Annotated in this window: 13 protein-coding genes; 4 read left to right on the top strand and 9 right to left on the bottom strand. The window is 70.9% G+C overall.

The window, feature by feature from the left end:
* Positions 1-257: 257 nt before the first annotated feature.
* Both AB4Z01_RS34940 and AB4Z01_RS34935 read left to right on the top strand, forming a co-directional pair.
* Positions 258-1,136: a hypothetical protein gene (locus AB4Z01_RS34940; protein WP_441701285.1), complete on the top strand. Its 879-nt coding sequence runs from the start codon at positions 258-260 to the stop codon at positions 1,134-1,136.
* Between the two features lie 7 nt (positions 1,137-1,143).
* Entirely contained in the window at positions 1,144-2,052 is a 909-nt protein-coding gene (locus tag AB4Z01_RS34935; protein WP_441701283.1) for a hypothetical protein, read from the top strand.
* Positions 2,053-2,066: 14 nt separating this feature from the next.
* Here AB4Z01_RS34935 and AB4Z01_RS34930 read toward each other — a convergent pair whose 3' ends face one another.
* The gene (locus AB4Z01_RS34930; protein ID WP_441701281.1) at positions 2,067-2,465 is read right to left on the bottom strand and encodes a VOC family protein; all 399 of its coding nucleotides are present in this window, start codon (positions 2,463-2,465) and stop codon (positions 2,067-2,069) included.
* Positions 2,466-2,608: 143 nt separating this feature from the next.
* On the opposite strand from AB4Z01_RS34930, the gene AB4Z01_RS34925 reads away from it, so the two are divergent.
* Positions 2,609-3,031 (top strand): nuclear transport factor 2 family protein, encoded by a 423-nt coding sequence (locus AB4Z01_RS34925; RefSeq protein WP_441701279.1) that lies wholly within the window; start codon positions 2,609-2,611, stop codon positions 3,029-3,031.
* 3 nt (positions 3,032-3,034) lie between these two features.
* Here AB4Z01_RS34925 and AB4Z01_RS34920 read toward each other — a convergent pair whose 3' ends face one another.
* The 7 genes from AB4Z01_RS34920 to AB4Z01_RS34890 form a co-directional block, all read right to left on the bottom strand.
* Positions 3,035-3,469: a YybH family protein gene (locus AB4Z01_RS34920; protein WP_441701277.1), complete on the bottom strand. Its 435-nt coding sequence runs from the start codon at positions 3,467-3,469 to the stop codon at positions 3,035-3,037.
* A 136-nt stretch (positions 3,470-3,605) separates the two neighbouring features.
* Positions 3,606-4,049 carry a YybH family protein gene (locus AB4Z01_RS34915; RefSeq protein ID WP_441701275.1) on the bottom strand — a complete coding sequence of 148 codons (444 nt, stop codon included), beginning with the start codon at positions 4,047-4,049 and terminating at the stop codon, positions 3,606-3,608.
* Positions 4,050-4,123: 74 nt separating this feature from the next.
* Positions 4,124-4,546: a VOC family protein gene (locus AB4Z01_RS34910; RefSeq protein WP_441701273.1), complete on the bottom strand. Its 423-nt coding sequence runs from the start codon at positions 4,544-4,546 to the stop codon at positions 4,124-4,126.
* Between the two features lie 254 nt (positions 4,547-4,800).
* Positions 4,801-6,063 (bottom strand): RNA polymerase sigma factor, encoded by a 1,263-nt coding sequence (locus tag AB4Z01_RS34905; RefSeq protein ID WP_441701271.1) that lies wholly within the window; start codon positions 6,061-6,063, stop codon positions 4,801-4,803.
* A complete protein-coding gene (locus AB4Z01_RS34900; RefSeq protein ID WP_441701270.1) occupies positions 6,060-6,431 on the bottom strand; it encodes a YciI family protein in 372 nt (123 codons plus the stop codon). The genes AB4Z01_RS34905 and AB4Z01_RS34900 overlap by 4 nt, the downstream gene beginning before the upstream one ends.
* An 85-nt stretch (positions 6,432-6,516) precedes the next feature.
* Complete coding sequence (locus AB4Z01_RS34895) at positions 6,517-7,356, bottom strand: aminoglycoside phosphotransferase family protein (RefSeq protein ID WP_441701268.1); 840 nt, start codon at positions 7,354-7,356, stop codon at positions 6,517-6,519.
* 41 nt (positions 7,357-7,397) lie between these two features.
* On the bottom strand, positions 7,398-8,276 hold the full coding sequence (locus AB4Z01_RS34890) for an alanine--tRNA ligase-related protein (protein WP_441701266.1): 879 nt from the start codon (positions 8,274-8,276) through the stop codon (positions 7,398-7,400).
* Between the two features lie 115 nt (positions 8,277-8,391).
* Between AB4Z01_RS34890 and AB4Z01_RS34885 the strand changes: the two genes are divergently transcribed.
* Entirely contained in the window at positions 8,392-9,075 is a 684-nt protein-coding gene (locus AB4Z01_RS34885; RefSeq protein WP_441701264.1) for a class I SAM-dependent methyltransferase, read from the top strand.
* Between the two features lie 3 nt (positions 9,076-9,078).
* On the opposite strand, the gene AB4Z01_RS34880 is transcribed toward AB4Z01_RS34885, so the two are convergent.
* The coding region (locus tag AB4Z01_RS34880; RefSeq protein WP_441701262.1) for an exodeoxyribonuclease VII large subunit at positions 9,079-9,477 on the bottom strand (399 nt) is incomplete at its 5' end.

Here is a 9,477-nt window from a genome sequence, read left to right as displayed (position 1 = left end):
GGTCAGGAGATCGACATCCTGTTCGAGGTTGCGGGTTGTCATGGTCTTTTTCTCCTCAGAGTTGCATCGTGCGGCACCGGGCAACCGTCGCGACGACGCCGCGCGACGCGCCCATACGACAGCAACAGCGGAATCCGGAATCCGTTACAGCGCCACCTCCAGGGAACGGTTCCCGCCCCGGCCTCGTCGCTGCAGGCAGGGGGTTGGCCCGGCCCGCACGGCGCGGCATGGTGGCCCCGGGTTACAGCGGAGACAGCATGCGCCACCCCTCCATCGCCCTTCGCCGCCTCGGGCGCGCCGCCCTGCTGCTGGCGGCGATTGCCCTGCCGGCCGGCGAGGTCGCGGCCCAGCAGCAGCCTGCACCGGGCCAGGCGGCGCCCGGCCAGACGGTCCCGCCCGCCGATACGGCCGCGCCGTCCAAGGTGGTGCCGCAGACCGGGCCGGAGTTCCGCCGGGCCGTGACCCTGGGCCGGCAGATCTATGCGATCGACGGCGCCGCCGCCCTGGCCAGTGCGGCGCTGCGCCGCAACGGCATCGACCCGCAGGCCGGCGGCATCGTCGGCTGGGTGACCGAGCCGGCGGAGAACGGCATCCTGGTCCGCTTCGTGCGCCGTGGCGGCCAGGGGCCGGAGGCGGCGTATGACGTCACGGTCGATGCCGGCGGCGGCGCCCCCACCCTCGCCCGCCGCGACGGCGCGCCGCTGACGCCGGACCAGACCGGCCAGTTCGCCGCGGCGCAGCTGGCGCTGGGGCGGCTGGACCAGCCCTGCTCCAAGACCTATCGGCCGGTCGCATTCCGCGATCCCGGCACCCGCAACTGGCGGGTCTATGCCCTGGCGACGTCGACCGAGCCCGGCGTGTTCATGGTCGGCGGCCATTACCGCTTCCTGGTCAGCCCGGATGGCGGCCGCATCCTGTCCGGCGGCCGGCTGCCGCCGCCCTCCTGCCTGGCCGGCGAGAAGGCCACCGAGGGCCACCGGGCCGTCGCCTTCATGGTCTCCGAGCCGGCCTCGGCGATCCCGACGGAGCTGCACGTCTTTCTCAGCCTGCGCCAGGACCTGCCGCTGATCGTGCTGACCGCGGACGGCAAGCGCTGGCTGGTCGCCCAGGGCACCATCGCCACGGTGAAGGAGTAGGCCGCGCTTGGCCGCCGCCGCCGGACACGGCCTGCTGGCGGCGCAGGGGGGGCAGATGAACGACACCACCACTTCGCCGCGCCGGTTCGGCGCGGCCAACGCGTTACGGCGCGCGGCGCTGCCGCTCGCCGTGCTGGCCGCCCTGGCCGCTTGCGCCGACAAGGCTCCGCCGGTCGCGACGACGGATGTCGCAGGCTCCAAGCTGGTTGCCCAGACATCGCCGGAGATCCGCCGGATCGAGGCGCTGGGCCGCACCCTCTACACCCTCGACATCGCCACCGCGCGGGCCACCGATGTCGCCCTCGCCGAGGGCGCGGATCTGCGGGCCCCGGACATGCGGGGCCGGGTGACGGATGTCTCCGGCGACAACGTGCTGGTGCGCTTCGTCCGGCAGAGGGGCGACCGGTTCGAGGCGGCCTATGACGTGACCTTCGCCGGCGACGGCCAAGCCCCCATCATGACCCGGCCGGCGGATCCGAGCCTGACGCCGGACCAGTCGGCCCAGCTCGCCGCCGGGCAGCTGGCGGCCGCCAGCCTGATTCCGCTCTGCAAGCTGCCTTACAGCCCCGTGGCCTTCCGCGATCCCGGCACCGGGGACTGGCGAGTCTATCTCCTGGCCGCCAGCGCCGATCCGCAGGTGAAGGTGTATGCCGGCCACCAGCGTGTCCTGGTCAGCGGCGACGGCAGCCGGATCGTGCCCTCGGCGCCGCTGTCCCGGAACTGCCTGGCACCCAGGCTGGAGGCGCCGGCGGGACACACACCGGAAGCCTTCCTCATGACCGAGACCCTGTCCCCCACCCCGACCGAGGCACACGTCTTCGCCAGCCTCCTCTACGGGCTGCCCATCCTGGTGGTGACCGCAGCGGAGAAGAAGCACTGGATCGTCGACCAGGGCCGGATCTGGGGGGCGTCGTAGCGCCGAACAGCCGGTCAGCCGGCAAAGGCGATCAGGTTGTCGTCCGGGTCGCGGATGATGAAGGTGCGGGCGCCCCAGGGTTCGGTCCGCAGCGACTGGTGGAACGGCGCGCCGGCCGCCTGCAGCTCCAGGAACAGCGCCTTGGGGTCGTCGACCGCGATCGTCGCCGACAGGACGTCGACCTCCCGCTCGCGGAAGCCGGGGGCGAAGACGGCGCCCTGGACCCAGCGCAGGTTCAGCCGCGCCGCGTCGCGCTGGATCTGGGCGTAGAAGGGCGGCTCGCCATAGGTAAAGGCGACCGAGAAGCCGAGCGTCCCGGCATAGAAGCCGCAGGCCGCCCGGATGTCGGCGACGAGAAGCTGCGGCTCGGCCAGGCCGAGGACCGGCCGGCCCAGGGGCACGGGATCCGCCATGGCCCCGACGATGGGAGGGCTGCGGCGCGCCTGTCAAGATGGGCCACGGCCGATCGAGACGGTTCGACCGGCATCGAAGCGTTCCCGCACCCCTCCGGCATGCCATCGGCCTAGGCTTCGGCCAAACCCCGATGGAGATCCCGATGACCACCGATGCCGACATCCGCCGGATCTATGAGCGCTGGCACGAGACCGTCCGCGGCCGCGACCTGGACGGCCTGGTGGCTCTCTACGCCGAGGACGCGGTGCTGGAGACGCCGCTGATCCTGGCGACCCTGCCGGACCTCGGCGAGGGCGTGTTGCGCGGGCGGGAGCCGATCCGGTCGTTCTTCGCCGCCGGGCTGCGCACGCTGCAGGGCGAGCTCAGCCGATGGTACCGCACCGGCACCTTCTACGCCGATGGCCGGCAACTGGTCTGGGAATACCCGCGCGAGACGCCGCATGGCGACCAGGTCGACCTGGTCGAGGTGATGGACATCGAGCACGGGCTGATCGCCCATCACCGCGTCTATTGGGGCTGGGTCGGCGTCCGGCTGCTGGCGCCAGCGCTCAACCGGACCGCCTGACCCTCAGGGCTTCAGATCCACCGCCGCCCGCAGGCTGCCGTCCATGTAGAAGGGTACGGATTCGTGCTCGTGCACGACGGTCCAGCCATCGGCGGTCCGGCGCAGGCCGAGGGTGATGCGGAACCAGACGTCCGCGCGTTCACCATCGCTCTTGGTGCCGGTCAGCCGGGCGAGGCCGTGGCAGAAGGCGACGTCGCCATCGGCCGCGATGCCGAGGTCGTGCACCTCGTAGCCGATCGGCCCGTCCCAGGTGGCGAACCAGGCGTCCAGCCCCTCGGTCCCGGATTCGGTGGTCCGCAGCGGCGGCGCCAGGGAGTAGAGAACGAAGTCGTCGGCCTGGCGGGCGACGACGCCCTTGGCGTCCTTGCGGCGCAACGCCGCCGAACGCGCCTCGATCAGGGTGCGGATCTCGGCCTCGCTGTCATGCTGGCTGGTCATTTCGCTTCCTCCATCTGTATCCGGACCATCCGGATGCCTGTCCCGAGGACGAAGCAGCGCCGGCCGATCCGACAGGTCGATGTGCAAAACAAGAGCCGGCGGAACGGCGCAAGCCCTGAGCCGGACCGCCTGACCGTCAAGGCTTCAGGTCCACCGCCGCCCGCCCGCTGCCGTCCATGTAGAAGGGCACGGATTCATGCTCGTGCACGATGGTCCAGCCATCGGCCGCCCGGCGCACGCCGAGGGTGAGGCGGAACCAGAGATCGACCGTCTCGCCATCGGTCTTGGTGCCGCTCATCCGGGCGAGGCCGTGGCAGAAGGCGATCTCGCCATCGGCGGCGATGTCGAAATCGCGGACCTCGTAACCGATCGGCCCGTCCCAGCCGGCGAACCAGCCGTCCACATCCTCGACGCTCGCCTGGTCGGCTGCCAGCGGCGACCCCATGGAGTAGAGGGAGTAGAGGGCATAGTCGGCCGACTGGCAGGCGACGAAGCCCTCAGCGTCCTTGCGGCGCAACGCCGCCGCGCGCTCCTCGATCAGGGCGCGGATCTCGGCCTTGCTGTCATGCTGGCTGGTCATCTCTTCCTCCATCGCATCACGAAAGACCGGCGGAAAGGCGCATGCCCTTCCGCCGGCGTCCCGCCGAACGGGTGTTACGGTTTGACCGGTGCGTTCATCGCCCAGGCGATGCCGAACGGGTCCTTCAGCCGGCCCCAGCGGTCGCCCCAGAACATCACGTCCAGCGGCACCTCGACCTTACAGCCGGCATCGACCGCCCGCTTCCACCAGGCGTCGATCTCGTCCGCCTTGAGGATGAGCTGCAGGGTGAAGGCCTGCGGCGTCTCGACCGCGAAGCCATGCTCCGGATAGAAGTCGGAGATCATCAACGAGCTGCCGTTGACATGGGCATGGACATGCATGGTCCGGCCCTTGTCGTCGGGCGGCGCCGAAAAAACCGTCTTCGCGCCGAAGGCCTTTTGGTAGAACTCGGCCGCCTTCAGCGCGCCCTCGACGTTCACATAGGCGACCAGGCCGCCGAGGACCGGGGGAGCTGCGTGATCTGTCGTTTCGGCCATGACATCCTCTTGATTGCTCGTTCGCGCCGCGGCGGATGCTGCGGGCCTGCCTCAAGGACGGACGGGCCGGAGCGGCGCCGACAACGGTTGCGAGAAATTTTTCCCGCCTCGGAGACCGTTTGGAAATGCGCTGGTGTGAGTCGGATGGCGGTGGTTTCGAGAACCGGCGCGCAGCGGACGTTTGGGTCCGTGAGCACCGGAAGCGCAGAAACCGCCGTCAGACGGCCGCACCAGTAGCATTTCCAGACGGGCTCTCAGCCGACTTCGGCGGTGCCGTCCTGCTGCAGCCGGTCGAGATGCATGCGGATATGGGCGGCCTCGGCCGCGGTGTTGGCCAGGGCGATGGCCTGGTTGAAGGCCTCGCGCGCCTCGCCGAAGCGGCCGAGCTGCTGCAGCAGCGCCCCGCGCACCCCGAAGAAGTAGAAATAGCCGGACAGGCGCGGCGCCAGCGGCTCGATCAGCTCCAGCGCCGCCTCGGCACCGTGCAGCTTGGCCACGGCGACGGCGCGGTTCAGCGTCACCACCGGCGAGGGCTGCAGCCGCTCCAACGTGGCGTAGAGCAGGTCGATCTGGGCCCAGTCGGTATCCTGCGCCCGCGCCGCCCGGGCGTGCAGCGCCGCGATCGCCGCCTGCACCTGGTAGGGGCCGGGGCTGCGGTGGCGGATCGCCTTGTCGATCAGGGCCAGCCCCTCGGCGATCATGGCGCGGTTCCACAGGGTCCGGTCCTGGTCCTCCAAGAGCACGATGCTGCCAGCGACGTCGAACCGCGCCGGCGCGCGCGAGTGCTGCAGCAGCAGCAGCGCGGTGAGGCCCATGATCTCCGGCTCGGCCGGGAACAGCCGCAGCAGCAGACGGGCCAGGCGGATCGCCTCGTCGCACAGGGGCGCGCGCAGCGGCGCCTCCTCGCTGTTGGCGGCGGAATAGCCCTCGTTGAAGACCAGGTAGATCATGGCGGCGACCATGGCCAGCCGCTGCGCCCGCTCCGGCGCGCCCGGGGTCTCGAACGGCACCCCGGCATTGGCGACCTTGGCCTTGGCCCGGGTGATGCGCTGCTCCATCGCGCTCTCGCCGACCAGGAAGGCGCGGGCGATCTGCCGGACCGACAGGCCGGAGACGATGCGCAGCGCCAGCGCGATCTGCTGCGTCGCCGGCAGGTCGGGATGGCAGCAGATGAACAGCAGCCGCAGGATGTCGTCGCGGTACTCGGCGCCGTCCAGCCGCTCGGCCAGGTCGGCCTCGGCGTCGCCAAGGTCGGACAGCAGCTCGTCCGGCGGCAGCGGCTCCTGCTTGCGGCCGCGGCGCACGCCGTCGAGGGCGGCGTTGCGGCCGACGAAGATCAGCCAGGCCGCCGGATCGCGCGGCGGCCCCTTCTGCGGCCAGGTCTTCAGCGCCCGGAGGCAGGCCTCCTGGAATGCCTCCTCCGCCGTGTCCAGGTCGCGGAAATAGCGCAGCAGCGCGCCGAGCGCCTGGGGGCGGGCAGAGGCGAAGGCCGTGTCGATCCAGGCGAGGTCGGTCATGATCCGGCTGTCCCAGGCTTGAAGATGCGGATCGGGCGGATCTCATAGGATCCCCCGGGGTTGGCGCGCGCGAGGTCGCGCACGATGTCCAGCACCTCCTCCAACGAGGCGCAGTCGAAGGTGTAGAAGCCGAGAAGCTGCTCCTTGGTCTCGGCGAAGGGGCCGTCGATCACCAGCGGCTCGCCCACGCCCGAGCGCAGGGTGGTGGCGGCGGTGGTCGGCAGCAGCCGGGCGACGGGCCCGATCTTGCCCTGCCGGGCCAGCGGCTCCTGCACCGCGGCCAGCCGGGCCATGACGGTGTCGTCTTCGGCCTTGCTCCAGGCCTCGGTCACGGCTTCGTTGTGGTAGCAGAGGACAGCGTACAGCATCCGGGTATTTCCTTCTTCCTCCCGAGGACGACGGAGTATGCCCGGCGCCGACACAGCCGGCAAAAAATGCGGTGGCGACGGCCCGTCAGCCTCCGCCGAGCTCCGCCAGCGCCATCTCAGCCACCGCCAGGTCGATCGCCGGGTGGTCACCGTCATCGAGGCTCCAGACGGCGGAGAGGGAGGCCGAGGCCAGCACCCAGCGCAGCAGCCGGGCGCGCTCCATGCCCGCGGCCTCGGCCACCACCGCTGCGCGCCGGGCCAGGTAGCCGGGCTGGGTCGCCACGGCCCAGCCCGGCTCGGCCAGGGCCGGTGCGCCGGGGAAGCCCATGTCGGGGTTGGTGAAGATGCTGCCGAAGTCGTAGCCGCGGTCGCCGACCAGGTGCCGCGGGTCGATCGCCAGCCAGCCGCGCGGGCCGAAATCCAGCACGTTGTCGTGGTGCAGGTCGCCATGCAGAGTGACGATGTCGCGCCGCTCCGCCAGCAGGCCGCGGGCGGCGTCGGCGGCCTGGGCCACGACGCCGCCATAGCGGCCGCCGCCCAGGGTCAGCGGCTCGAACCATGTCTCCAGCGGCAGCAGCCCGTCCGGCAGCGGCCGGCCGCGCGGCGCGTGCAGCCGGGAAGCGGCCTCGCACAGGATGCGGCAGGCCTCGTCATCCTGCCCTTGCCGCGACATGGCGACGAGCGAGGCCGGGCCGGTGGCGCGCTCCAGCAGCAGCGTGTCGCCGTGCTGGGCCAGCACCATCGCCGCGCCCTCGCCGGTCCAGTATTGCATCAAGAGGCAGCCCAGCTTCTCATCCGCGTTCACCGGCTGCTTGATCATCGCCGGCAGGTCGCCGCAGCGCACCGCCAGCAGCCGGCTGCCATGGGTGATGATCGGCTCGCCGTCCGGCACCGCGCCCCAGCGGGCCAGGTCTTCGTCGAACATCCTCGGTCCTTGGTTGGGAATGTTGGATGGCTGGGGCCGGCTTACGCCGGCCCCTCGACCTCGTCCAGATCGATGCCATGGGTGTCGAACCACCATTCCGGCGGCTTGTCCGGATGCTGCGGCTTCAGCCGGGCATAGCGGTCGCGCAGCCGCTGCTGCCGCGCCGCCTCCGCCCGGAAATACGGATGGTCGAGCGATCCGCCGATCGCCCACAGCCGGCGCAGCAGCTTGCGCAAGACATAGCCCTGCGTCTTCGGGCCGGGTTTGTACCCGCTGGCGATGATTCGCTCGATGCCATCGACCAGGATCTCCGCCGGGGTCGTCGGCGGGGTGCCGTTGACCAGCACATCCAGCCGGTCCAGCCCGAACCCCGCATCGATGCAGGTGCCAAGCGGGTTGACGATGTTCCCGATCTCGACCCCGTCCCGGTAGAACTCGGTGCAATGGCCGGTGATGCTGCCGTCGCTCCAGGTGCAGTCCGGGTCGGGCCGGATCGGCACCCGGCCGCGATACAGCGACGACCATTCCGCCATGCGGTCGGGATGGATGGTGACATGGTCCGGCCACGCCCCGATCTCCTTGAGGAAACCGAGCCAGAAGTCGATCGCCTGCCCGACCGTCATCTGGCGGAACGAGAACAGGCCGAGCATGTCGAATCGAAGGAGATGCGTGCCGTCGCCGATCTCGTCGAGATCGCCCAGGCGCAGGCAGGACTGGAGATTGGCGAAGGTGGCGGTGACGGATGGGTCGATGAACAGCGGCTTGAACTGCTGCATGCCCGCCGTACAGAACAGCGTCGTGCTGTCGAAGGGCCGAACCGAAGGGTTCGTGTCGAAACCGATCCCCCTGTTCTCGCAGAACAGGCGGAATCGGTGGGTCAGGCGTCCCGCGGGGACATAGGCAACCTCCTGTGCGGTCACGGCCCGCCGGGAGGGCGGGCTTATCGCCATCTAATCACGACCGGGACGCTTCTCAAACCCTGGCGCGGGCCGGCCGCCATCGCCATCTCGGACGGACGCAAGGGAGGACCGCCGCATGAGCTCCGCGATCCGTTTCACCGGCACCGGTCCGGGCGTGCACACCCAGGATGGCTGCGCCGTCGAGCTGTACCGGCGCCTGCCGCACGACGGAGAGGCGGAGATCGTCGCCGCCGTGGTCCCGGCCGGCGGCTCGATCCTGGAGCTGGGCTCGGGGCCGGGCCGCGTCACCCACGCCCTGGTCGGCCGCGGCTATGCCGTGACCGCGGTCGACAATTCGGCGGAGATGCTGGCCCATATCCGGGGCGCGGAGACGGTGTTGGGGGATATCGAGGAACTCGACCTCGGCCGCAGCTTCGATGCGGTGCTGCTGGCCAGCACCCTGATCAACTTTCCCGACGCCCGGACGCGCGCGGCCCTGCTCGCCACCTGCCGGCGCCATGTCGGGCCCGGCGGTGCCGTGCTGATCGAGCGGCGCAATCCCGCCACCTTCGCGACGCTGCAGCCCGGGCTGGCCGGAGAGGAAGCAGGTATCCGCCATATCATCGAATCGGTGCGGCATGAGGGCCGCCTGTCCCATATCACCCTTCGGTCCGAAGCCATCGACGGGGTTTGGACGCAGAGCTACACCCATGAGCTGATCGATGACGCGCAGATGGCCGAGGCGCTGGCGGCCGCCGGGCTGCGGCTGGTGCGCTGGCTCGATCCGCCGCGCCGCTGGGCCCTGGCGGAACCGGCATAGCCCCTACAGCAGCGATCCCTGCTCCGGCTTCGGGTCGGGGGCGCGGGCGGGCCGGTGAGACTTGCTGCCGGCGATCACGGCCGGGGCCTCGCCGTCCTGGAAGCGGATCGACACGGCCCGGCGGGGCGTCGCCTCTTGCGCCGATCCCAGGGCATGGCCGGTAGCCGGGTCCAGCACCAGGGCGTAGCCGCGGCGCAGCACGTCGACATAGGAGTAGCTTTCCAGCAGCCGGCCGGCGGCGGCCAATCGCGCCATGYGATCGGCCAAAGCGCGCCGCACCGGCTCCGGCCCGAAGCGGCCGGACAAAGCGTGGAAACGTTCGGCCGGGCGATGAGGCAGGCGGGTGCCGCAGGCGGTCAGCCGGTCGCCGAGCTGGGTCAGGTGCCGCGCCGTCTCCGCCAC

Origin of the sequence: Inquilinus sp. YAF38, from assembly GCF_052113205.1 — a bacterium.
Classification (GTDB): domain Bacteria; phylum Pseudomonadota; class Alphaproteobacteria; order DSM-16000; family Inquilinaceae; genus Inquilinus.
The sequence above is the reverse complement of the archived record's forward strand: the minus strand, read 5'-3'. Positions and strand labels throughout refer to the sequence as shown.